The organism is Kitasatospora sp. NRRL B-11411 (assembly GCF_000721345.1).
Lineage (GTDB): Bacteria > Actinomycetota > Actinomycetes > Streptomycetales > Streptomycetaceae > Kitasatospora > Kitasatospora cineracea.
On record NZ_JOGH01000007.1, the window covers coordinates 69,965 to 92,277 of the forward strand.

General features: G+C 70.9%; 16 protein-coding genes, 2 tRNA genes and 1 riboswitch. Of the genes, 4 read left to right on the forward strand and 14 right to left on the reverse strand.

Annotation, left to right across the window (positions count from 1 at the left end; genetic code table 11):
* Window positions 1-9: 9 nt before the first annotated feature.
* The 3 genes from IH44_RS0105475 to IH44_RS0105485 form a co-directional block, all read right to left on the reverse strand.
* Window positions 10-639 (reverse strand): ATP-dependent Clp protease proteolytic subunit, encoded by a 630-nt coding sequence (locus tag IH44_RS0105475; RefSeq protein ID WP_051816579.1) that lies wholly within the window; start codon window positions 637-639, stop codon window positions 10-12.
* Window positions 640-874: 235 nt separating this feature from the next.
* Window positions 875-2,266 carry a trigger factor gene (gene tig / locus IH44_RS0105480; RefSeq protein ID WP_030458252.1) on the reverse strand — a complete coding sequence of 464 codons (1,392 nt, stop codon included), beginning with the start codon at window positions 2,264-2,266 and terminating at the stop codon, window positions 875-877.
* Window positions 2,267-2,469: 203 nt separating this feature from the next.
* Window positions 2,470-2,543: transfer RNA gene (locus IH44_RS0105485), tRNA-Pro, on the reverse strand.
* Between the two features lie 149 nt (window positions 2,544-2,692).
* Between IH44_RS0105485 and IH44_RS0105490 the strand changes: the two genes are divergently transcribed.
* Window positions 2,693-2,766: transfer RNA gene (locus IH44_RS0105490), tRNA-Gly, on the forward strand.
* 143 nt (window positions 2,767-2,909) lie between these two features.
* Here IH44_RS0105490 and IH44_RS0105495 read toward each other — a convergent pair.
* The 3 genes from IH44_RS0105495 to IH44_RS0105505 form a co-directional block, all read right to left on the reverse strand.
* Window positions 2,910-3,923: a LysM peptidoglycan-binding domain-containing M23 family metallopeptidase gene (locus IH44_RS0105495; RefSeq protein ID WP_030458253.1), complete on the reverse strand. Its 1,014-nt coding sequence runs from the start codon at window positions 3,921-3,923 to the stop codon at window positions 2,910-2,912.
* 5 nt (window positions 3,924-3,928) lie between these two features.
* Window positions 3,929-4,048, reverse strand: a riboswitch (cyclic di-AMP (ydaO/yuaA leader).
* A gap of 405 nt (window positions 4,049-4,453) precedes the next feature.
* Entirely contained in the window at window positions 4,454-4,648 is a 195-nt protein-coding gene (locus IH44_RS0105500; RefSeq protein ID WP_030458254.1) for a hypothetical protein, read from the reverse strand.
* A 438-nt stretch (window positions 4,649-5,086) separates the two neighbouring features.
* Window positions 5,087-6,289, reverse strand: coding sequence for a PP2C family protein-serine/threonine phosphatase (locus IH44_RS0105505; RefSeq protein ID WP_369794899.1), 1,203 nt, complete (start codon window positions 6,287-6,289; stop codon window positions 5,087-5,089).
* A gap of 163 nt (window positions 6,290-6,452) precedes the next feature.
* Here IH44_RS0105505 and IH44_RS0105510 point away from each other — a divergent pair, with 163 nt between their 5' ends.
* Complete coding sequence (locus IH44_RS0105510; protein WP_030458256.1) at window positions 6,453-7,706, forward strand: GNAT family N-acetyltransferase; 1,254 nt, start codon at window positions 6,453-6,455, stop codon at window positions 7,704-7,706.
* 43 nt (window positions 7,707-7,749) lie between these two features.
* On the opposite strand, the gene IH44_RS0105515 is transcribed toward IH44_RS0105510, so the two are convergent.
* Complete coding sequence (locus tag IH44_RS0105515) at window positions 7,750-8,235, reverse strand: ribose-5-phosphate isomerase (RefSeq protein WP_030458257.1); 486 nt, start codon at window positions 8,233-8,235, stop codon at window positions 7,750-7,752.
* Between the two features lie 71 nt (window positions 8,236-8,306).
* Window positions 8,307-8,903, reverse strand: a complete 597-nt coding sequence (locus IH44_RS0105520) for a biotin transporter BioY (RefSeq protein WP_030458258.1) — start codon at window positions 8,901-8,903, stop codon at window positions 8,307-8,309.
* A gap of 277 nt (window positions 8,904-9,180) precedes the next feature.
* Here IH44_RS0105520 and IH44_RS0105525 point away from each other — a divergent pair, with 277 nt between their 5' ends.
* Window positions 9,181-10,590 carry an amino acid permease gene (locus IH44_RS0105525; RefSeq protein WP_030458259.1) on the forward strand — a complete coding sequence of 470 codons (1,410 nt, stop codon included), beginning with the start codon at window positions 9,181-9,183 and terminating at the stop codon, window positions 10,588-10,590.
* 48 nt (window positions 10,591-10,638) lie between these two features.
* Here the strand turns inward: IH44_RS0105525 and IH44_RS0105530 are convergent, their stop codons facing one another.
* A complete protein-coding gene (locus IH44_RS0105530; RefSeq protein WP_232794830.1) occupies window positions 10,639-11,208 on the reverse strand; it encodes a disulfide bond formation protein DsbA in 570 nt (189 codons plus the stop codon).
* Window positions 11,209-11,457: 249 nt separating this feature from the next.
* Here IH44_RS0105530 and pepN point away from each other — a divergent pair, with 249 nt between their 5' ends.
* Complete coding sequence (pepN, locus tag IH44_RS0105535; RefSeq protein WP_030458261.1) at window positions 11,458-14,043, forward strand: aminopeptidase N; 2,586 nt, start codon at window positions 11,458-11,460, stop codon at window positions 14,041-14,043.
* A 62-nt stretch (window positions 14,044-14,105) separates the two neighbouring features.
* On the opposite strand, the gene IH44_RS0105540 is transcribed toward pepN, so the two are convergent.
* The 5 genes from IH44_RS0105540 to acnA form a co-directional block, all read right to left on the reverse strand.
* On the reverse strand, window positions 14,106-15,059 hold the full coding sequence (locus IH44_RS0105540; protein ID WP_030458262.1) for a carbohydrate ABC transporter permease: 954 nt from the start codon (window positions 15,057-15,059) through the stop codon (window positions 14,106-14,108).
* 10 nt (window positions 15,060-15,069) lie between these two features.
* On the reverse strand, window positions 15,070-16,002 hold the full coding sequence (locus IH44_RS0105545; RefSeq protein ID WP_030458263.1) for a carbohydrate ABC transporter permease: 933 nt from the start codon (window positions 16,000-16,002) through the stop codon (window positions 15,070-15,072).
* Window positions 16,003-16,129: 127 nt separating this feature from the next.
* A complete protein-coding gene (gene ngcE, locus IH44_RS0105550) occupies window positions 16,130-17,527 on the reverse strand; it encodes an N-acetylglucosamine/diacetylchitobiose ABC transporter substrate-binding protein (protein ID WP_030458264.1) in 1,398 nt (465 codons plus the stop codon).
* 368 nt (window positions 17,528-17,895) lie between these two features.
* Window positions 17,896-19,212: a glycoside hydrolase family 18 protein gene (locus IH44_RS0105555; RefSeq protein ID WP_030458265.1), complete on the reverse strand. Its 1,317-nt coding sequence runs from the start codon at window positions 19,210-19,212 to the stop codon at window positions 17,896-17,898.
* A gap of 134 nt (window positions 19,213-19,346) precedes the next feature.
* Entirely contained in the window at window positions 19,347-22,007 is a 2,661-nt protein-coding gene (gene acnA / locus IH44_RS0105560) for an aconitate hydratase AcnA (RefSeq protein WP_030458266.1), read from the reverse strand.
* Between the last annotated feature and the right edge of the window lie 306 nt (window positions 22,008-22,313).

A 22,313-nucleotide genomic window follows, 5' to 3' on the forward strand; every position in this document is an offset into this window, starting at 1 on the left:
CGATGCCGGTCAGCCGGCCAGGCCCGCGCCGGTGCCGCCGCCACCGGGGACGTCCGCGGCGCTGTGCATGATCTCGTCGATCAGGCCGTACGCCTTGGCCTCCTCCGGGGTGAACCAGCGGTCGCGGTCGGAGTCCGCGGTGATCTGCTCGAAGGACTGGCCGCTGTGGTGCGCGATGAGCTCGGACATCCGCTTCTTGGTGCGCAGCAGCTGCTCGGCCTGGATCCGGATGTCGGTGGCGGAGCCGCCGAGGCCCGCGGAGGGCTGGTGCATCAGGATGTTGGCGTTCGGCAGCGAGAAGCGCTTGCCCTTGGCGCCCGCGGTCAGCAGGAACTGGCCCATCGACGCCGCCATGCCCATCGCGATGGTGACCACGTCGTTCTTGATGTACTGCATGGTGTCGTAGATCGCCATGCCGGCCGAGATGGATCCACCCGGGGAGTTGATGTAGAGGTAGATGTCCTTCTCGGGGTCCGCCGCGAGCAGCAGCAGCTGGGCGGTGATCTTGTTGGCGATGTCGTCGTCGACCTGCTGGCCGAGGAAGATGATGCGCTCGTTGAGCAGCCGGTTGTAGACCTGGTCGCCCAGGCCGCCACCCACGTCGCCGCCGGCGGCGTGCGGTGCCATCGGGCCAGGCATCTGCATCTGCGGGAACGTCACTTAGCCACCTGCTCAGTCGATCTGCGTGTGTGTCGCTGTCCACCGACCCTAACGCGCAGGCCCCGCCGCTGAATCCCCCACGCAGAACTGTTCGCTGTGAGCGCAGGGTGAGCGGGCCGGGGCCGTCCGGAGCGCGCGAACGGGCCCGGACACCGTGCGGTGTCCGGGCCCGTTCCCGGTCAGGCGTCCCGTCGGTGGCCGACGGTCACGAGGCTCAGGCCTCGGCGGACTCCTCGGTGGACTCCTCCGCGGCGGCCTCGGCAGCCTCGGTGGTCTCCTCCTCGTCGTCCTCGAAGGAGACGGTCTCGCCGTTGGTGTCGGTCACCTTGGCGGCCTCGACCACCAGGGCCAGCGCCTTGCCGCGGGCGACCTCGCCGACCAGCAGCTGCACCTGGCCGCCCTGGACGACCTGCTGGGCGAACTGGTCCGGGGTCAGGCCGGAGCCGGCGGCGCGGCGGATGAGGTGCTCGGTGAGCTCCTCCTGGTTGACGCCCAGCTCCTCGTTCTTGACGATCTGGTCCAGCACGAACTGGGTCTTGATGCCCTTCTTCGCCTGCTCCTCGGTCTCCTTGTCGTAGTCCTCGCGGGACTTGTCCTGGGAGGCGAGGTAGGTGTCGAGGGTCAGGCCCATCGGCTCCAGCTGGTGGTGCTCCAGGTTGTGCTTGCGGGTGCCGATCTCGTCCGCGAGCAGCTTCTCCGGGTACTCCATCTCGACCCGCGCGAGCAGCTCGTCGAGGACCTTCTCCTGGGCCTGGGTGGCCTGGTCGAACTCCTTCATGCGCTCCAGGCGCTTGACGGAGTCGGCACGGAGCTCCTCCAGGGTGTCGAACTCGCTCGCCAGCTGCGCGAACTCGTCGTCCAGCTCCGGGAGTTCCTTCTCCTGGACGGTGGTCACGGTGACGGTGACCTCGGAGTCCTTGCCGACCTGGGTGCCGCCCTTGAGGGTGGTGGTGAAGGTCTTGGACTCGCCGGCGGACAGGCCGATCACGGCCTCGTCGATGCCGTCCAGCAGGCGGCCGGAGCCGATCTCGTAGCTCACGCCGGTGGCGGTGCCGTCCTCCGGCACCTCGCCGTCGACCTTGGCCTCCAGGTCGATCACCACGATGTCGTTCTCGCCCGCGGCACGCTCGACGTCCTTGACGGAGGCGAAGCGCTCGCGCAGCTGCTCGAGGGACTTCTCGACGTCCTCGTCGCCGACCACGACCGGGTCGACGACGACCTCGATCTCGGCGAACTCGGGGAGGGTGACCTCGGGGCGCACGTCGACCTCGGCGGTGAACTTGAGGTCCCCGCCGTCGGCCAGGTTCTCGACACCCTCGATGTCGGTGATGTCGGGCTGGCCCAGCACGTCGATCTGGCCCTCGTCGACGGCCTGCGTGTAGAAGCGCGGAAGCGCGTCGTTGACGGCCTCCTCCAGCACCGCGCCACGACCGAAGCGCTGGTCGATCACCTTGTTCGGGATCTTGCCCTTGCGGAAGCCCGGAACGGTGACCTGCTGGTTGATCTTCTTGTACGCCGCGTCGAGGCTGGGCTTGAGCTCCTCGAAGGGCACCTCGACGGTGAGTCGAACCCGAGTGGGGTTCAGAGTCTCGACGGCGCTCTTCACGGTTGGGTCTCCTAGGGGGCTTGCGGTCAGGGCGATAGGCGGTTGGGGCTGCAATGCTGTCCGTACTACCGCCAGCGGTCCATCCTACCGGTACCACGAAAGCGACTGTGCCCGGCACCTGGGTGCGGACGGGAGCGGGGACGGCGGCGCCGGGCCGCAACGACAACAGGGCCCCGCCGCCGACGAGACCCTGCCGCACACGGTCGGGGTGACCGGATTCGAACCGACGGCCTTCCGCTCCCAAAGCGGACGCGCTACCAAACTGCGCCACACCCCGTGGTGCCGAGCAGAAGAGTACACGTCGACCCGCCCCCGACCGGGGCGATATCGGCGAGCCGACAACGGGGAAGGAGTGTGCAATCCACCGACCCGACCAGGTACGCTGGGGCCGTCCTCACCACCGCTGCGGTGGCGGGGCGCTTTCCTGCGGGTGTAGCTCAATGGTAGAGCCCCAGTCTTCCAAACTGGTCACGCGAGTTCGATTCTCGTCACCCGCTCCACGACAAGGCCCCGACCGCGACGCGGTCGGGGCCTTCGCCGTTCCCCGCCCGCGGGCGGCCCCTCCCCTCCGTCCCGGCCCCCCGGACGGCCCGAAGGCCCCGCGCAGCGGAGCGCGGGGCCTTCGGGGGTGTGGTGCCGGGGGTCAGACGTTGACGCCGTGGGCGGCCAGGTAGGCGACCGGGTCGATGTCGGAGCCGTAGTCCGGGGTGGTGCGGATCTCGAAGTGCAGGTGCGGGCCGGTGACGTTGCCGGTGGCGCCGGACAGGCCGATCTGCTGTCCCGCCGTCACGGACTGGCCGGCCGAGACGGAGATCGAGGAGAGGTGCGCGTACTGGGCGTACTTGCCGTCGGCGAGCTTGATGACGACCTGGTTGCCGTAGGCGCCGCCGTTGCCGGCCGAGACCACGGTGCCGTTGGCGACGGCCTTGAGGCTGGTGCCGGTGGAGACCGGGAAGTCGATGCCGGTGTGGTAGCCGCTGGACCAGTTGGAGCCCGCCACCTTGTAACCGGTGGTGACGCTGCCCGGCGCGGGGGCGACGTAGCCGGAGGAGGAGCTCGCGGCGGAGCTGCCGGAGGTGGTGGCGGTCGACGACTTCGCGGCGGACGAGGAGGAGGACGAGGACGCCGACTTCTGGGTCGGGGCCTGGGCCTGGGTCTGCGTCTGCGCCTTGGCCTTCGCGGTGCCGGTGCTGCTCGACTTGGTCGAGGTCTTCGGGGCGGCGGCGGGGGCCGCGGCGTCCGAGGAGGAGGCGGCCGGGGCGGACGAAGTCGCCGCGGCGGCCTGGCCGTTGACGGTCAGCTGCTGGCCCGGGTAGATCAGGTTCGGGTTGCCGCCGATGACCGAGCGGTTGTCCTGGTAGAGCTTCTCCCAGCCGCCGTCCACGTTCTTCGCGGCGGCGATCTTGGAGAGGGTGTCGCCGGAGGCGACCTTGTAGGTCTCGGCGGCCTGCTGGGCGGCGGAGCCGGTGGTGTCGGCGACGGGGGTGGCGTCGACCGAGACGTTGGCCCACTGGCGGCCGCCGTCGTGCTGGTCGGCGGTGTGCGCGGAGGCGGCGGTGACCGGGAGGCCGACCGCGGCGCCGGCGACGCCGGCGGCGATGGCGATGCGGACGACGGTGGCCAGGCGCGGCTTGCGGTGCTTGCCCTGAGCGGACATGAAGCTGTTCCTCTCCGACGCCTGCGAGGTGAGCTGTCGGGTTCGGGCGAGAGTTGCCCGGCCGCGGTCTCCGCGGCTTCACCCCGAGCCGTCCCCGTGCGTTCCGGGTCCGGCGTACTACCTGTGGTTCCCCCGCTCCTGCCGTGGCGTGGTCTCTGGTCGGCACCGGGCGGCGGCAGGACTAGGCGTTCCGCTCGGCGGCCAGCCCGGCCGATGTCCGGGCTGCGGAGGAAGCAAAACCCACGGTTCGCGGAGCTGGCAAGCGCCGGTAGGCCCCGGTCCCGGGATCGGGAGGGGGCTGACGGTCCGCCAGGTCACGCTCCGCCGACGGCGGGCTGCGGTGCGCGTACGGGATCATGACGATGCGCCCACGAACCACATACGGTGGGCGACTTCGGCCACCGTATGCGCCCGGGCGCTGACCTGGCGTGACGGAGCGGGTGACCCTGGTCACCCGCGGGCAGGACTTCGGTCCGGAACGGGGGTGCCCCCGCCCGTCGGAACGCGCTCCCCCCGGTGCCGGCGGGGCGTCAGCCCGCGATGCCGGCGATGGCCTTGGAGACCGAGTTGAGGAACTGCTGGATCGGACCGGCCATGGTCGACTGGCTGAGCATGAAGCCGAACAGCGCGGCGACGATGGCGTGCCCGCCCTTCATCTGCTTGTTGCGGATGAAGATGGCGACGATGACGCCGAACAGGACAAGGGCGGAGACGGAGAAGGCCACCGGGACTCACTTCCTCGATTCGTGGCGGGGATTCAGGTCGGAACCGCCGACGGCTCCAGGCGGAAACCGGCCCCTGCCCCCCGTGTCCCCACCACTCCATCCGGACTCAGTGTGGTCGCTCGTGCGGACTGCGTAAAGGACTTGCCCCGTCGCCGGGGGCTCCAACCCGGGTGGTGGGACTGATTTCCGCCGACCGTGACGATAGCGGACGGGTTCTGACGGAACGTCGGCGGGAGGCGGTCCGCGGCGGCCCGGGCGGCAAACCGGCAGGCAGGCCGGTCGGCGGCCCACCGGCCGGGCCGGGCACCGGAATTGGCCGAAGATCAACGCCCGGGTTTGACACTCCGTGGGCACTCCGTGCACACCGCTCCCCCGCACCCGGCCGCGCCTCCGCACCGCCGCTTCACCGGCGCCGCTCGACCGCGCCCCCGGCGGGGCTCAGCGGCGCCAGACCAGCAGCACCGCCCGGTCGTCGTTGACGTGCTTGGCCACGCTGTCGATCAGCCGGACCGCGGCCCCGGGGCGGCCGGCCGCCGGGATGGTGGCGACCAGCCGGTCGGCCTCGCCCATCAGCCGGTCCATGCCCTCGCCCAGGTCCCGGCCGGGGACCTCCACCATGCCGTCGGTGCACAGCATCAGCACGTCGCCGGGTCCCAAAGTACCGCGCACGCCCTCGAACTTGGCGCCGTCGTAGACGCCGAGCAGCGGGCCCTCGGCCTCCTTGACCTCCCAGTGGCCCGCTCCGGCCAGGCGGTGCATGCCGGGCAGGTGGCCGGCCGAGAGGAGTTCGTACTCGCCGGTGTCCAGGTCGACCACCAGGTGGACGGCGGTGGCGAAGCCCTCGGCCCAGTCCTGGCGCAGCAGGTAGCCGTTGGCGGCAGGCAGGAAGTCGTGGGCGGGCAGCGAGCCGAGCAGGCCGCCGAAGGCGCCGGAGAGCAGCAGGGCGCGGCTGCCGGCGTCCATGCCCTTGCCGGAGACGTCGGCGAGCACCACTTCGAGCACCGGGCCGGTGCGGGCGGCGACCATGAAGTCACCGGAGAAGGACTGGCCGCCGGCCGGGCGGAGCGCGGTGTCGGTGTGCCAGCCGTCGGGCAGGTGCGGGACGCGGCCCTGCACCCGGATCCGTTCGCGCAGGTCGAAGAGCATGGTGGAGCCGCCGCGCCAGGGCACGCCGATCCGGCGGCGGAACTGGGCGACCAGCAGTCCGGCGACGCCGACCGCGCCGACCACCAGGGCGGCGCCGGGGGTGACGCCGTGGGTGTACGCCTCGGGGCGTTCGCTGGCCACCTGTTCGCCGGTGTGCACCAGCGACTCGGTGATCAGCCCGGCGGCGGCGACGGCGTACAGCAGCACCAGGGTGCCGGGGCGCAGCAGCAGCGCGCCGGCCAGCACCGGCAGCACCAGGGCGGTGGGCGGGGCCCAGTCCGGGACGAGGATGTTGAGCAGCACCAGCAGCGGGACGAGCAGGGCGAGCGCGGCGAACGCCCACCAGTCGGCGCCGTCGCCGCGGAAGTAGTCGACCCCGGTGCGGCGCAGCCTGCGCCGGGCCCGGTACAGCGCCGCGCGCAGCCGGGCCGTCACGGGTTCGCGGGACGGTCCGCCGTCCCGGCCCGTCGCACTGGGACGCGCGCTGCCGACCATGGGGACCGACCTTATCCACCGCGGGTGCCCGCGTCGACGGGGCGGGTGGCACCGGGTGCAGCGGGCGGTGCCGGGCCCGGCGGGTTTCGGCCGCCGGGGACACGCCGGCGGCGGGGCGGTTATTCGCTCGCCGGGGGTGGGGGGCGGTGATAGGGAGGGCGGCATGACGATTCGACACCCCGAGCTGACCGTACGGCCGTTGCGCGCCGAGGAGTGGGAGAGCTGGTACCGGAACCTGGAGGTGGCCTTCGGCGGTGACGAGGAGGCGCCGGAGGCCCGGGCGCTGTGGCGGGAGTTGACCGAGGTGGAGCGCTCGCTGGCGGTCTGCGAGGGCGGGCGGCCGGTGGGCGGGGCGGGGGCGTTCAGCTTCCGGCTGGCGGTGCCGGGCGGGGCGGTGGTGCCGGCCGCGGGGGTGACGATGGTGGGCGTGCTGCCGACCCACCGGCGGCGCGGCGCGCTGACCGCGCTGATGCGCCGGCAGTTGGACGACGTGCGGGCGGCCGGGGAGCCGGTGGCGGTGCTGACGGCGTCCGAGCCGGTGATCTACGGCCGGTTCGGGTACGGGCCGGGCAGCCGGAAGACGGTGGTGTCGGCGCTGCGCGGCAAGGTCCGGGTGCACACCCCGGAGCGGCGCGGCGGCCTGGTGCTGCGGCTGGCCGACCCGGTGGCGGAGCTGGCGCGCTGCGAGGAGCTGTACGGCCGGCTGGCCACCGGGCGGCCGGGCACCCTGGTGCGGCGGCCGGGCTGGGAGAAGCTGCCGGTGCTGGACCCGCCGGCCGACCGGAACGGCTACTCGCCGCTGCAGTGCGTGCTGGCCGAGGACCCGGACGGCGGCGAACTGCTGGGCTACGCCCGGTACGCGGTGAAGCCGGAGTGGAACGAGCGCGGCGCGGCCGGGGTGGTGCGGGTGCGGGCGGTGCAGGCGGAGCGGCCCTGGGTGTACGCCCGGCTGTGGGAGTTCCTGCTGGACCTGGACCTGACCGAGCGGGTGGAGGCGTACAACCTGCCGGTGGACGACGCGCTGCTGCACCTGGTGTCGGACGTCCGGCACCTGGCGCCGCGGATCGTGGACGGCCTGTTCGTGCGGCTGGTGGACCTGCCGGCGGCGCTGGAGGCGCGCGGCTACCCGGCGGCGGTGGACGTGGTGCTGGAGGTGACCGACGCGTTCTGCCCGTGGAACGCGGGGCGGTGGCGGCTGACGGCCGCGCCGGGCGGTCCGGTCAGCTGCGTGCGGACCGGCGAGGCGGCCGAACTGGAGCTGGACGTCCGCGAGTTGGGCGCGGTGTACCTGGGCGGCGGTTCGCTGGCGGCGCTGGCCGCGGCGGGCCTGGTGCGGGAGCTGCGGCCGGGGGCGCTGGAGCCGGCCGCGGCGGCGTTCCGCTCGGGCCTGGAGCCCTGGCTGCCGCACGGGTTCTGACGGCGCCTCGGGCGGGGGGACGCGCGGGCGTCCCCCCGTCCGCTCAGCCCTGCGGGTGGTGCGCCGGGATCGGCGGGAGCTCGCCGGTGGTCTCGTACTCGGACAGCATCTCGATCCGGCGGGTGTGCCGCGGCTCGCCGCTGTACGGGGTGTTGAGGAAGATCTCGACGAACTTGGTGGCCTCGTCGACGGTGTGCATCCGGCCGCCGACCGAGATCACGTTGGCGTTGTTGTGCTCGCGGCCGAGGGCGGCGGTCTGCTCGCTCCAGGCGAGGGCGGCCCGGACGCCCTTGACCTTGTTGGCGGCGATCGCCTCGCCGTTGCCGGAGCCGCCGATCACCACGCCCAGCGCCTCGGGGTCGGCGGCGGTGCGCTCGGCCGCCCGGAGGCAGAACGGCGGGTAGTCGTCCTCGGCGTCGTAGATGTGCGGGCCGCAGTCGACCGGCTCGTGCCCGGCCCCCTTCAGCCACTCGACGAGGTGGTTCTTCAGTTCGTATCCGGCGTGGTCGGAGCCCAGGTAGACGCGCATGCCCACGAGTGTGACATGCCGCCGGGCCCGCTCCCCGACAGGGGCGCGGACCCGGCGGTGGTGACGGTGCGTCAGCGGCGGCCGAGCAGCTTCCAGGTGAGCGGCAGGGCGCCCATGGCGAGCACCAGCTTGAGCGCGTCGCCGACCAGGTAGGGGTACAGGCCGAGGTGGGCGGCCTCGGCCAGCGGGACGTCCAGGGCGAAGGCCAGGTAGGGCACGCCGACGGCGTAGATGGTCAGGCTGCCGAGCGCCATCGCGCCGGCGGTGGCCAGCGGGCTGCGGTCGGCGCCGCGGCGGGCCAGCGCGCCGGTCAGCGCGGCGGCCAGCACGAAGCCGATCACGTAGCCGAAGGTGGCCAGGCCGGCGCCCGAGGTGCCCTCGGCGAACCAGGGCAGGCCGGCCGCGCCGGCCGCCAGGTAGAGGCCGAGCGCGGCGGCGCCGCGGCGGGCGCCGAGCGCGGTGCCGACCAGCAGGGCGGCGAAGGTCTGGCCGGTCACCGGCACCGGGGAGCCGGGGACGGGCACCGACAGCTGCGCGGCCAGGCCGGTCAGCGCGGCGCCGCCGGCCACCAGGGCCAGGTCGCGGGTGCGCGCACCGAGCCGGGTGGACGCCTGCGGCAGCAGGTCGGCGAGGACGGCGGTGGAGGGTGTCGGCGCGGCGATGGCCATGGCTGCTCCCGGGGGTCCGATGCGGGTGATCACCTGTGAACCTACGCGGGGTCAGGTGCTTCCCGCCGCGTCGGCCGTGACAAAAGCCGACCGTCCCGGCTTGTCGGGTCCGGCCTGTGACCGAGCCCTCACCCGCACCGCGGGTGCCCGCCTCGTCGCGCTGCGTGTCCCGGCCGTCCGGATGGCGGTACCGCCCTGGGAGGCCGCGGACGGATGCCGAATAGTGGACAGATCCCCGCGAAAGCGCCCGGTAGTCGAACAGTCTGGATCCTTCCGCATGACCCGCACCCCCACTCCCGAGACGGCGGCCGCCCCGCGGCCGGGCACCGAGGACGCGGGCCTGGCCCACGGGCTGAAGCAGCGCCACCTGTCGATGATCGCGCTCGGCGGGGTGATCGGCGCCGGGCTGTTCGTCGGCTCCGGCGCCGGGATCGCCGCCGCCGGGCCGGCCGTGGTGCTGGCCTTCGCCGCCTCCGGGCTGCTGGTGATGCTGGTGATGCGGATGCTCGGCGAGATGTCCGCGGCCCGCCCGGCCTCCGGTTCCTTCTCGGTGCACGCGGACCGGGAGATCGGGCCGTGGGCCGGGTTCACCGTGGGCTGGCTGTTCTGGGTGCTGCTGTGCGTGGGCGTCGCGGTGGAGGCGATCGGCGCGGCCGGGATCGTCTCCGGCTGGCTGCCCGGCGTGCCGTCCTGGGCCTGGGTGGCGGTCTTCATGGCGTTCTTCTGCCTGACCAATCTGGCGGCCGTGCGCAACTTCGGCGAGTTCGAGTTCTGGTTCGCCGCGGTCAAGGTGCTGGCCATCACCGCCTTCCTGGTGATCGGCGTGCTGGCGGTCTGCGGCCTGCTGCCCGGCACCCCCGCGCCCGGGCTGTCCAACCTGACCGGCCACGGCGGTTTCCTGCCGGGCGGCGCGAGCGGGCTGATCACCGGCCTGCTCGCCTCGGTCTTCGCGTACGGCGGGCTGGAGACCGTCACCATCGCCGCCGCCGAGTCCGAGGACCCGCGGCGCAGCGTGGCGATCGCGGTGCGCACGGCGATGTGGCGGATCGCGCTGTTCTACGTCGGTTCGATGGCGGTGATCGTCACGCTGGTGCCGTGGGACGACCCGGCGGTGGTGAAGCCGGGACCGTACGTCGCGGTGCTGGACGCGCTGGGCATCCCCGGGGCGGCGCAGCTGATGAACGTGGTGGTGCTGATCGCGCTGCTGTCCGCGATGAACGCCAACATCTACGGCTCCTCCCGGATGGCGCACTCGCTGATCGCCCGCGGCCACGGGCCGCGCCCGCTGGCCCGGCTCTCCGGCGGGGTGCCGCGCCGGGCGGTGCTGGCCTCCTGCGGGTTCGGCTTCCTCGCGGTGCTGCTCTCCTACTGGTGGCCGGAGACGGTCTTCTCCTGGCTGCTCAACATGGTGGGCGCGGCGGTGCTGGTGGTCTGGGCGTTCATCTGCGTGGCCCAGCTGCGGATGCGCCGCCGCTCCCCGGCGGCCGAACTGCCCGTCCGGATGTGGGCGTTCCCGTACCTGACGTACCTGGCGCTGGCCGCGATCCTGGCGGTGCTGGTGCTGATGACGCTGGACTCCGCCAACCGCGTGCAGCTGTACTTCACGGCCGGGCTGACGCTGGTGCTGGCCGTGGTGGGCGCGCTGCGGAGCAGGGGGGCCGGGACGGCGGGAACCCCGCGTCCCTGACGGGGCGCGGGGTTCCCTCCCCCTTCCGCGGGGGTGCTGCTCGGGGTGCTACTCGAAGGACGGGCCCGCGGTGCGGGTGCGCTTGATCTCGTAGAAGCCGGGGGTGGAGGCGACCAGGATGGTGCCGTCCCAGAGCCGGGCGGCGGCCTCGCCGCGCGGGGTGGGGGTGACGACCGGGCCGAAGAAGGCGACCCGGTCGCCCTCCGGGCCGTCGACGGCGATCACCGGGGTGCCGACGTCCTCGCCGACCAGGCCGATGCCCTCGGCGTGCGAGGCGCGCAGCGCGTCGTCGTACGCGTCGGTGTCGGCGGCGTCGGCGAGCTCCTCCGGGAGGTTGGCGGCGCGCAGCGCGGCGACGATGGTCTCCCGGTTGTTGGGCAGGCCCTGGTTGTGGAAGCGGGTGCCGAGCTCGGTGTAGAGCGGGCCGAGCACCTTGTCGCCGTGCGCCTGGGCGGCGGCGATCAGCACCCGGACCGGGCCCCAGCCGGCGGCCAGCATCTCCCGGTAGAAGTCGGACAGGTCGTCGCGGCCCTCGTTGAGGACGGACAGGCTCATCACGTGCCAGCGGGTGTCCACCGGGCGGAGCTTCTCGACCTCGAGCATCCAGCGGGAGGTCATCCAGGCCCAGGGGCAGATCGGGTCGAACCAGAAGTCGGCGATCTTGCGGGAGTCTGCGGTCGTCACTGACGGCGTCCTTCGGGTCGGCGGGCGGAGGCGTTCGGGAGTCCCCCGGGGGTGCAACCGCAAGGTGCCCGCGATGATTCCGCCTCCAGTGCAATGGCACAGCTCGGGGGGCGTGAAAGGATGCCCACGACGGAGTGCCATGAGCGCTCCGAAACCGTGTGTTCCGTACAGAGGAGTACCGACGTGCCGGGCAAGAACCTGAGCCGTGAGGAGGCCCGCGACCGGGCCGCGATCATCCGGGTGGAGAGCTACCGCGTCCACCTGGACGTCAGTGCGGCGGCCGACCCCGGCCGGCCCACCTTCCGTTCCACCACCCGGATCTCGTTCGACTGCGCGGAGCCGGGCGCCACCAGTTTCGCCGACCTGCTGGCCCCCGAGGTGGTCTCGGTCGAGCTGAACGGCCTCGCGCTGGACCCGGCGGAGGTGTTCGACGGCGCCCGGGTGACGCTGCCGGTGCTGGCCGCGCACAACGAGCTGACCGTGGTCGCCGAGTGCGCGTACAGCCGTACCGGCGAGGGCCTGCACCGCTTCGTCGACCCGGCGGACGGCGAGACCTACCTCTACACCCACTACGAGCCGGCCGACGCCCGCCGGGTCTTCGCGAACTTCGAACAGCCGGACCTGAAGGCCCCGTTCACCTTCACCGTGACCGCCCCGGCGGCCTGGGACGTGTACGCCAACGCGGTGCAGGAGCGGATCACCGACGAGGGCGCCGCCCGCACCTGGGAGTTCGCGCCGACCCGGCCGATCTCCACCTACCTGACCGCCGTGGTGGCCGGCCCGTACCACGTGGTGCGCGACCACTACACCCGCGAACTCCCGGACGGCACCCGGCTGGAGATCCCGCTGGCCGCCACCTGCCGGCGCTCGCTGGCCCCGCACTTCGACGCCGACGAGATCCTCACCGTCACCAAGCAGGGCCTGGACTTCTTCCACCAGGAGTTCGACTACCCGTACCCGTTCGGCAAGTACGACCAGTGCTTCGTCCCCGAGTACAACATCGGCGCGATGGAGAACCCCGGCTGCGTGACCTTCCGCGAGGAGTTCGTCTTCCGCTCGAAGGTCACCGAGGCCGCGTACGAGTCCCGGGCCAACGTGATCCTGCACGAGATGGCCCACATGTGGTTCGGCGACCTGGTCACCATGAAGTGGTGGGACGACCTGTGGTTGAAGGAGTCGTTCGCCGACTTCATGGGCTCCTACGCGCAGATCGGCGCCGGCACCAAGTACCGCTCCGCCTGGATCACCTTCGCCAACCGCCGCAAGGCGTGGGCCTACCGGCAGGACCAGTTCCCCACCACCCACCCGATCACCGCGGACATCCGCGACCTCGAGGACGCCAAGCTCAACTTCGACGGCATCACCTACGCCAAGGGCGCCTCCGTCCTCAAGCAGCTGGTCGCCTACGTCGGCCGGGACGCCTTCTTCGAGGGCGCCCGCGCCTACTTCAGGAAGCACGCCTTCGGCAACACCGTCCTGACCGACCTGCTGGACGCCCTGGAGGAGACCAGCGGCCGCGACCTGCGCGCCTGGTCCGCCGCCTGGCTGCAGACCTCCGGCGTCAACACCCTGACTCCCGAGCTGGTGCACGACGCCGAGGGCCGGATCACCGAGCTGGCGGTCCGCCAGGACGGCACGCCGCTGCGCCCGCACCGGATCGCGGTCGGCCTGTACGACCTGGCCGAGGACGGCGCGCTGCTGCGCACCGACCGCTACGAGCTGGACGTGGCCGGGGAGCGCACCGTGGTCGCCGCGGCGGCCGGGCGCCCGGTGCCCGCGCTGGTGCTGGTCAACGACGACGACCTGACGTACTGCAAGGTCCGGTTCGACGAGCGCTCGCTGGAGACCCTGCGCACCGGCCTCGGCGGCCTCGCCGACGAGGCCGGGCCCGACGCGCCCAGCCTGGCCCGGGCGCTGGCCTGGTCCGCGGTGTGGAACCTGACCCGGGACGGCCTGATGCCCACCCGGGACTACCTCGACCTGGTGCTGCGCTTCGCCGGCCGGGAGTCCGACGTCGGCGTGCTGCAGTCGCTGCACCAGCAGGCCGGCGACGCGCTGGCGGTGTACGCCGACCCGGCCAGGCGCGCCGAGTACGGCACCGCGCTGGCCGAGTGCGCGCTGCGCGAGCTGTCGCAGGCCGCCCCCGGCAGCGACCACCAGCTGGCCTGGGCCCGCTTCCTGGCCGACACCGCCGAGCGGGCCGACCACCTGCAGCTGCTGCGCGGCCTGCTGGACGGCACCGGCCGGATCGACGGCCTGACGGTCGACCAGGAGCTGCGCTGGAGCTTCTGGCTGGCGCTCGCCTCGCACGGGCGGGCCTCCGCCGAGGAGCTGGCCGCCGAGCTGGAGCGCGACAACACCGCCGGCGGCCGCCGCCAGCGGACCCAGTGCCTGGCCGCGCTGCCCACCCCGGAGGCCAAGGCCGCCGCCTGGGCCGCGGTGGTCGACTCCGACCAGCTGCCCAACGCCCTGGTCGAGGCCGAGATCGCGGGCTTCAACCGGCCCGGGCAGCGGGAGCTGACCGCGCCGTACGCCGCGCCGTACTTCGAGGCGCTGGAGACGGTCTGGGCGGAGCGCTCGATCGAGATCGCCATGCGGATCGTCGGCGGCTTCTTCCCGCGCTACCAGACCACCCCGGAGACCCTGGCGGCCACCGACGCCTGGCTGTCCACCCGCCCGGACGCCGCCCCGGCGCTGCGCCGGCTGGTGCTGGAGTGCCGGGACGACCTGGCCCGCGCGCTGCGCGCCCAGGAGTGCGACGCCCAGTGACGCAGAGTGGGGCGACTCCCTTCTCTGGAAAGGGAGTTGCCCCACGTGCGAGGGTACTGCGGCTACTTCAGGGTGGCCGAGGTCAGGCCCGCCTGGACCTGGCGCTGGAAGGACAGGTACACCACCAGCACCGGCAGCATGGCGATCGTCATGCCGGCGAACAGGCCGGGGAAGTCGCTGGCGTAGCCGGACTGCTGGGCCAGGTTCATCAGGCCCTGGGCCAGCATCGAGCGGTCCGGGTCACTGCTGCTCTGCTGCTGCATCAGGGTCAGCGGCAGCAGGTACTGGTTCCACTGGCCGAGCACGTTGAAGATGAACACGCTGATCAGGCCGGACTTCGCCATCGGCACCATGACCTGGAAGAACGCCCGGCTGTGCGAGCAGCCGTCGATCATCGCGGCCTCGTGGACGGCGCTGGGCAGCGACCGGAAGAACGAGTGCAGGAAGAACACGGTGAACGGCAGCGAGTAGGCCGTGTAGACCAGGATCAGGCCGGCGTACTGGTTCAGGCCGAGCCACGGGATGACGGTGCCGAGGTTCTTCATCATGAAGAACAGCGGGACGAGCGCCAGGTAGACCGGGAACATCGCGCCGGCCACGAAGAAGTAGTAGATGACCCGGTTGCCGCGGAACTCGTAGCGGGCCAGCACGTAGGCGGCCATCGAGCCGAGCAGCATGGTCAGCGTGAGCGAGCCCGCCAGCACGATCACGGTGCTGACGAAGAAGTCGCCGATGCCCTTGTCCCAGGCGCGGGTGAAGGCGTCGAAGCCCCAGTGCGAGGGCCAGCTCCAGGCGCTGTTGCCGATCTCGGTGTTGTTCTTGAACGAGCCGAGGACGATCCAGATCAGCGGGACGATGATCAGCACGGCCCACAGGGCCAGGAAGCCGTGCGAGAAGACGTTGAGGACTCCCCCGCCGTCGGCGAAGCGCTGGTTCTTGCCGGGCTTGCGCGGCTTGTCGTTCCCTCCGCTGCGCTGGGCCGGGACTCCGGTGGTCGCGTCGGTGTTGGTGCTCATGCCGGGAACCTCAGAACTCGATCTTCTCACGCCGGGTGACCCGGAGCGAGACGACGGACAGGACCAGGGTGATGAAGAAGATCACCACACCCATGGCGCAGGCGTAGCCGGCCTTGCCGTAGGTGATGAAGTTGCGCATCAGCAAGGTCGCCATGATCTCGCTGTGGTGGTCCGGGCCACCGCCGTAGTACGCGCCGGGGGTCATGGTGGAGACCAGGGCGAAGGCGTCCATCGCGGCGATCGCCAGGTAGACCCAGGCGGTCTGGATGCTCTCCCAGAGCAGCGGCAGCGTGATCTTGAAGAAGGTGGTGCCGCGCTTGGCGCCGTCCAGCAGGGCGGCCTCGTAGATGTCCTTCGGGATGCTCTGCATGGCGGCCGAGAACAGCACCAGGTAGAAGCCGACGCCGGACCAGATGATCACGCCCATGACGCACCACAGGCCGAAGGTCGGGTTGGACGCGAAGTCCCAGGGGTGCTGCTCGTCGACGATGCCGAGCGCGATCAGGACGCCGTTGAGCAGGCCGCCCTTGTCGGTCCGGTACACGCCCTGGAACAGCACCGACAGGATGGCGACCGACAGCACCTGCGGGAAGAAGAAGACGACCTTGTAGAAGGCCGAGCCGCGCACGCCCTGCACGCCGCCGGTGCCGCTCTTGCCGCCCACGTTGAGCATGAAGGCGAAGAACAGCGCCAGCAGGATGGTGGCCAGCGGCAGCACGATCAGCAGCAGCAGGTTGTGCTGCAGCGCGTCGAGGAAGGCGCTGTCCTGGAAGAGCTTGGTGTAGTTGTCCAGCCCGATGAAGTTCATGTCGGGCGAGGCGCCGGACCAGTCGGTCAGCGAGTAGCCGAAGGTCTGCAGGTAGGGCCAGATGACCAGGGCGATGTACAGCACGACGGGAACCACGAGGAACCCGAAGATGAAGGGTGTTTTACGGTGTCGCATGGGAGCTGCTCCTGTCCGCCGACAGCCTGTGGTCAGACAGGCCTGGAACTGCGGTATCGCGTGGAACGGCCGGGGCCCGCGTGCGGGCCCCGGCCTTGCGGTGACAAGCCGTCGGCCTGCTGGGGGGTCAGACCTTCTTGGAGGTGGCGGCCTTGCCGCGGGAGACCCACTCCGCCGGGGAGATGCGCTTGTTGACCAGCTCGTTGGTGGCGTTCTCGACCTCGGCGTCGAACGCGGTCTGCAGGTCCTGGAAGCTGAAGTTGAAGGTGACGTCGCCGGCCGCCTTGACCGCCGCGGCCGAGGACTTGGTGCCCGGCTTGAGCGGGACGTCCGCGTTGACGCCGTCCTTCAGGACGGTGAGCGAGTTCGCGGTGGCCACGAACTTCGAGGAACCGTCCTTGGTCAGCATCATGCGCAGGAACTCGAGGCCGCCGGCCTTGTTCTTGGCCTTGCTGGGGACCATGAACGGCTCGCCGGCGCCGGCCCAGAGGGCGGTGGCGGGCAGCTTGTCGTTCGGCAGCGACGGGATGGGCAGGAAGGCCATGTCGAAGTCGGCCGGGGTGGAGGCCAGCATCTCGTTCTCCAGCCAGGAGCCGGACGGGATGAAGGCGGCCTTGCCCTGGCACCAGGCGGTCTGCGACTCGGTGTGGGTCATGCCGTTGGTGCCGGGGAGGAGGAAGTCACCCTCCATGATCTTGTTGAACGCGGTGACGCCGGCCAGCACCGCCGGGTCGTCCCAGGCCGTCGCGTCGCAGGCGTTGATCTTCTTGACCAGGTCCAGGCCGCCCTGCTTGGCGATCAGGCTGAAGATGACGTAGTTCGCGTAGTAGGGGTACTTGCCCTGGTGCGCGAACGGGGCGATGCCCGCGGCCTTGATGGTGCCGCAGAGGGTGATGAACTCGTCCCAGGTCTTCGGCGGGGTCCAGCCCTTCTCCTTGAAGAGCTTGGCGGAGTACCACAGGCCGAACACGGTGTAGACGTAGTTCAGCGAGTACATCTTGCCGTTGATGGTGCCCTGCTCGACGGTGCCGGGCAGCAGCACGTCGCGGATCTTCTTGGACGGGTCGTCCAGGTACGGGGCGTCCAGCAGGACCGTCAGGTCGGTCAGCTGGTCGGCGCTGACCAGGACGTCCGCCTTCATGGCCTGGGCGCCGGAGTTGTCGAAGACGTCCGGCGGGCTGCCGGCGTTGAAGCGCGGCTGCAGCTTGCCGCTGATCTCCTGGGTGCCCAGGTGGGAGACGTTCGCACCGGCGTACGCCTTCTTGTAGGCGTCCTCGAAGACCTTGGCGTAGTCGTCGCCGTAGCCGCCCTTGAAGATCACGACGTCCAGCGCGTCGCTGGCCTTGACCCCGAACGGGTTCTTGCTGTCGCTGCCGAGCGACGGCGCGGCGCTCGACTTGCTGTCACCGCTGCCGGAACCGCCGGCACAGGCCGCGAGCAGCGAGGTGCCGCCGGCCGCGAGGACGGTGATCGCAGCCGCGCGCTTGAACAGGTCGCGGCGGTTGTACTCGGTTGCAGAGCCCATGCGTGCCCTAACCCCTCAGTTCCAGAAGAAGTGGACCGGAGCTGACGTATCGTCAACTCCCGTAGCCCGAAAGGTGCCCAGCGGCGAAGGTGCCGGTCAGAGGCGGTGTGATGATGCTGCAAAGGTATAGTCCACTGTTCACTCAGCGGCAATAGTCAGCGGGTCTGATAACAAACCTGACAGTCGAACCGTTGTCCGCGATGCAGCATGTGCAATGTGCAGGGACCCTGCAGATTACGTGTTCGCGCCAGGCATGCACCGGAATCTAGCGCGTTGATGCTCGCAAGAACATAGAAATGCGCAGCTTCGCGCAACACGGCGATCGAACCGTGATGTGCGAAGCTGCGCACGGAACCGCCCGACGGCGGTCAGTCCTCCCGGAGGCCCTTGTCCAGGGCGGCGACCAGGCTGCCCCGGGCGTCGTCGTTGTCCAGCGACCAGGCCATCACGCCGCCCAGGTCGTTCTGCTCGACGTAACGGGCCTTGCGGGTCAGCAGGTCCGGGGTGTCGTACGTCCAGAACTCGGTGCCGTCGTACTTCCAGGTCGCGCCGTGCGCGCGGTCGGTGAAGACCGTGCCCGGCAGGTCCTTGATCTGGTTGTACGGCAGGTTTCCGCCCCGGGACAACCCGGTGGCGGACTGGTACAGGCCGTCGCCCTTCGGGCCGGCCGGCACGCCCGTCCAGCCGTAGCCGTAGAACGGGACGCCCACCACGGCCTTCTTCGCGGGCAGGCCGCGGTCCAGGTAGGTCCGCACCACCCGGTCGACGCTGAGCTGCTGCCCGGAGGCGTCGGCCCGGTCCGAGTACAGGTTGGCGTCGTGGTTGGTCGGCCCCTGTGCCTCCCACGGGCCGTGCAGGTCGTAGGTCATCAGGTTCAGCCAGTCCACCGACTTGGCGACCTTCTTGACCTCGATCTGGTCGATCTTCGACTCGCCGGCCGGGACCGCCGCGGTGAGCAGGTAGTGCGGGCCCTTCTTGCCGGACAGCGCGTCCAGCTGGCGGCGGAACTCCTGCATCAGCAGGGTGTAGTTCCTGCCGTCCTCGGGCCGCACCACGTTGCCGCCGTCACCGCCGCCGCCCGGGTACTCCCAGTCGATGTCGATGCCGTCGAACACCCCGGCGCCCGCGCCCGCGCCGCCCTCGGCGGAGCCCAGCTGCGGCAGGTTCCCCCTGAGGTACAGGTCGATGCAGGAGGAGACGAACTTCTTCCGCGAGGCGTCGGTGAGCGCCGCGTCCGAGAAGTACTTGGACCAGCTCCAGCCGCCCAACGAGACCACCGCGCGCAGCTGCGGGTTCTGCGCCTTGAGCTTGCGGAGCTGGTTGAAGTTGCCCTTGAGCGGCTGGTCGGCGGTGTCGGCCACGCCGTCCACCGACTCCTCGGCGCCCACCGGGCGCTGGTAGTCGGCCCAGGCGTCGCCCACCCCGGCGCCGTTGGCCTCGAAGCAGGTGCCGTCGGCGGAGACGTTGCCGAAGGCGTAGTTGATCACGGTCAGCTTGCCGGCCTGGCCGCTGTCCTGGACCTTCTTGGCGGTGAAGCCGCTGTAGATGCCCCACTGGGTGAAGTAGCCGACCCGCTGGCCCTCCAGCCGGTGGTTCTTCTCGTGGGCCTGCGCCGGGGCGGCCGCGAAGGCGGAGGCGGAGGCGAGCAGGACGGCGGCGAGGACCGCGGATGTGCGTCTGGTCATTCCGTGAATCTCTCCGATTCAGCGTCAATTGGTATGGACCATGTGCTGAGGGAGAGGTTTAGTCCATTGGCCGGGAACGCACAAGGGGCCGGACCGCACGATGCGGTCCGGCCCCTCGCGGCCTACTGGCGCCGTCAGCCGATCAGGCTGCGCAGCACGTACTGCAGGATGCCGCCGTTGCGGTAGTAGTCCGCCTCACCGGGGGTGTCGATGCGCACCACCGCGTCGAACTCGGTGCTCGTGCCCGCCGGGCCGACCGCCTTGACCTTGACGGTCTTCGGGGTGCGGCCCTCGTTCAGCTCGGTGACACCGGTGAACTCGAAGGTCTCCTCGCCGGTCAGGCCCAGCGAGTCGGCGTTCTCGCCGGCCGGGAACTGCAGCGGCAGGACGCCCATGCCGATCAGGTTGGAGCGGTGGATGCGCTCGTAGGACTCGGCGATGACGGCCTTGACGCCGAGCAGCGCGGTGCCCTTGGCCGCCCAGTCGCGGGACGAGCCGGAGCCGTACTCCTTGCCCGCCAGGACCACCAGCGGGGTGCCCGCGGCCTGGTAGTTCTGCGAGGCGTCGTAGATGAACGACACCGGCGCGTCGGCCTGGGTGAAGTCGCGGGTGTAGCCGCCCTCGGTGCCGGGCGCGATCTGGTTGCGCAGGCGGATGTTGGCGAAGGTGCCGCGGATCATCACCTCGTGGTTGCCGCGGCGCGAGCCGTACGAGTTGAAGTCGCGCTTCTCCACGCCGTTGGCGGTCAGGTACTGCGCCGCCGGGGTGCCGGGCTTGATGTTGCCGGCCGGGGAGATGTGGTCGGTGGTGACCGAGTCGCCCAGCTTGGCCAGCACGCGGGCGCCGGAGATGTCGCTCACCGGGCTCGGGGTCTTGGCCATGCCCTCGAAGTACGGGGGCTTGCGGACGTAGGTGGACTCGGCGTCCCACTCGAAGGTGTTGCCGGTCGGGATGGGCAGCGACTGCCAGCGGTGGTCGCCGGCGAAGACGTCCGCGTAGTCCTTGGCGAACATGTCCTGGTCGATGGAGTTGGCGACCGTGTCGGCCACCTCCTGCTCCGACGGCCAGATGTCGGCGAGGAAGACGTCGTTGCCGTCGGCGTCCTGGCCCAGGGCGTCCTTGGTGATGTCGACGTTCATGTTGCCGGCCAGGGCGTAGGCGACCACCAGCGGCGGGGAGGCCAGGTAGTTCATCTTGACGTCCGGGTTGATCCGGCCCTCGAAGTTGCGGTTGCCGGAGAGCACCGAGACCACCGCGAGGTCCGACTCGTTCACCGCGGCGGAGACCTCCTCGGGCAGCGGGCCCGAGTTGCCGATGCAGGTGACGCAGCCGTAGCCGACCAGGTTGAAGCCCAGCTTCTCCATGTACGGGAGCAGGCCGGCCTTCTCGTAGTAGTCCATGACGACCTTGGAGCCGGGCGCCAGGGTGGTCTTGACCCAGGGCTTGACGTGCAGGCCCTTCTCCACGGCCTTCTTCGCCAGCAGGGCGGCGCCCAGCATGACGGAGGGGTTGGAGGTGTTGGTGCAGGAGGTGATCGAGGCGATCACGACCGCGCCGTTGTCGATCTCGTAGGTCGAGCCGTCGGGGGAGGTGACGGTGGTCGGCTTCGAGGCCTCGGCCGAGTAGGTCGGCAGCGCCTCGGCGAACTTGGTGGCGGCCTCGGCCAGGACCACCCGGTCCTGCGGGCGCTTCGGGCCGGAGATCGACGGGACGACGGTGGAGACGTCCAGCTCCAGGTACTCGGAGTAGACCGGCTCGACCGACGGGTCGTGCCAGAGGCCCTGCTCCTTGGCGTACGCCTCGACCAGGGCGAGCTGCTGCTCGTCGCGGCCGGTGAGCTTCAGGTAGTTGATGGTCTCGGCGTCGATCGGGAAGATCGCACAGGTCGAGCCGAACTCCGGCGACATGTTGCCGATGGTGGCGCGGTTCGCCAGCGGGATCGAGGTGACGCCCTCGCCGTAGAACTCGACGAACTTGCCGACCACACCGTGCTTGCGCAGCATCTCGGTGATGGTGAGCACCAGGTCGGTGGCGGTGGTGCCGGCCGGGAGCTGGCCGTTCAGCTTGAAGCCGACCACGCGCGGGATCAGCATCGAGACCGGCTGGCCGAGCATCGCGGCCTCGGCCTCGATGCCGCCGACGCCCCAGCCCAGCACGCCCAGGCCGTTGACCATGGTGGTGTGCGAGTCGGTGCCGACGCAGGTGTCGGGGTACGCCTGGCCGTTGCGGACCATGACGGTGCGGGCCAGGTGCTCGATGTTGACCTGGTGGACGATGCCGGTGCCGGGCGGGACGACCTTGAACTCGTCGAACGCGGTCTGGCCCCAGCGCAGGAACTGGTAGCGCTCCTTGTTGCGGCCGTACTCGATCTCGACGTTCTGGACGAAGGCGTCCGGGGTGCCGAACTTGTCGGCGATGACGGAGTGGTCGATGACCAGCTCGGCCGGCGCCAGCGGGTTGATCTTGGACGGGTCGCCGCCCAGCTCCTTCACGGCCTCGCGCATGGTGGCCAGGTCGACCACGCAGGGCACGCCGGTGAAGTCCTGCATGATCACGCGCGCCGGGGTGAACTGGATCTCCTCGGACGGCTCGGCCGTCGGGTCCCAGCCGCCCAGGGCGCGGATGTGGTCGGCGGTGATGTTGGCGCCGTCCTCGGTGCGGAGCAGGTTCTCCAGCAGGACCTTGAGGCTGTACGGCAGCCGCTCGGCACCCTCGACGGCGGAGAGCTTGAAGATCTCGTACGACTCGTCGCCCACCTGCAGCGAGCTGCGGGCGTCGAAGCTGTTCGCGGACACGACTGACTCCTTCTTGGTCCACCCGGTGATAAGGTAAGCCTTAGCTAACCTGCCTGCTGTCGCTTACCGGGCCGATGATGGAGGTCCGCACCTCTGGACCCCTCGGCAAGTATCTTGACGTCAAGATAAATCGTAACGCGGAATGTATCTCGATGTCGAGATAAACCATAGTGCATGGGCTCCGCCCACACTCCACCGGCTCGCCCCACCACCGCGCTGCCGTGCTTCCCACCAGGGTGCACCTCCCGACCCCCCGAGCACGACCGGGGCGTAACGCAACCGGCCGCCCCGCGCGTCTGTCTTCTG

Excerpts from the sequence above, each read along its gene's own strand:
- IH44_RS0105525 (WP_030458259.1), top strand. The coding sequence starts at position 9,181 with ATGACCCGCACCCCCACTCCCGAGACGGCGGCCGCCCCGCGGCCGGGC.
- IH44_RS0105495 (WP_030458253.1), bottom strand. The coding sequence starts at position 3,923 with ATGTCCGCTCAGGGCAAGCACCGCAAGCCGCGCCTGGCCACCGTCGTC.
- IH44_RS0105505 (WP_369794899.1), bottom strand. The coding sequence starts at position 6,289 with ATGGTCGGCAGCGCGCGTCCCAGTGCGACGGGCCGGGACGGCGGACCG.
- IH44_RS0105475 (WP_051816579.1), bottom strand. The coding sequence starts at position 639 with ATGCCTGGCCCGATGGCACCGCACGCCGCCGGCGGCGACGTGGGTGGC.
- IH44_RS0105545 (WP_030458263.1), bottom strand. The coding sequence starts at position 16,002 with ATGCGACACCGTAAAACACCCTTCATCTTCGGGTTCCTCGTGGTTCCC.
- IH44_RS0105515 (WP_030458257.1), bottom strand. The coding sequence starts at position 8,235 with ATGCGCGTCTACCTGGGCTCCGACCACGCCGGATACGAACTGAAGAAC.
- IH44_RS0105555 (WP_030458265.1), bottom strand. The coding sequence starts at position 19,212 with ATGACCAGACGCACATCCGCGGTCCTCGCCGCCGTCCTGCTCGCCTCC.
- IH44_RS0105530 (WP_232794830.1), bottom strand. The coding sequence starts at position 11,208 with ATGACCTCCCGCTGGATGCTCGAGGTCGAGAAGCTCCGCCCGGTGGAC.
- IH44_RS0105520 (WP_030458258.1), bottom strand. The coding sequence starts at position 8,903 with ATGGCCATCGCCGCGCCGACACCCTCCACCGCCGTCCTCGCCGACCTG.
- IH44_RS0105540 (WP_030458262.1), bottom strand. The coding sequence starts at position 15,059 with ATGAGCACCAACACCGACGCGACCACCGGAGTCCCGGCCCAGCGCAGC.
- IH44_RS0105510 (WP_030458256.1), top strand. The coding sequence starts at position 6,453 with ATGACGATTCGACACCCCGAGCTGACCGTACGGCCGTTGCGCGCCGAG.
- ngcE (WP_030458264.1), bottom strand. The coding sequence starts at position 17,527 with ATGGGCTCTGCAACCGAGTACAACCGCCGCGACCTGTTCAAGCGCGCG.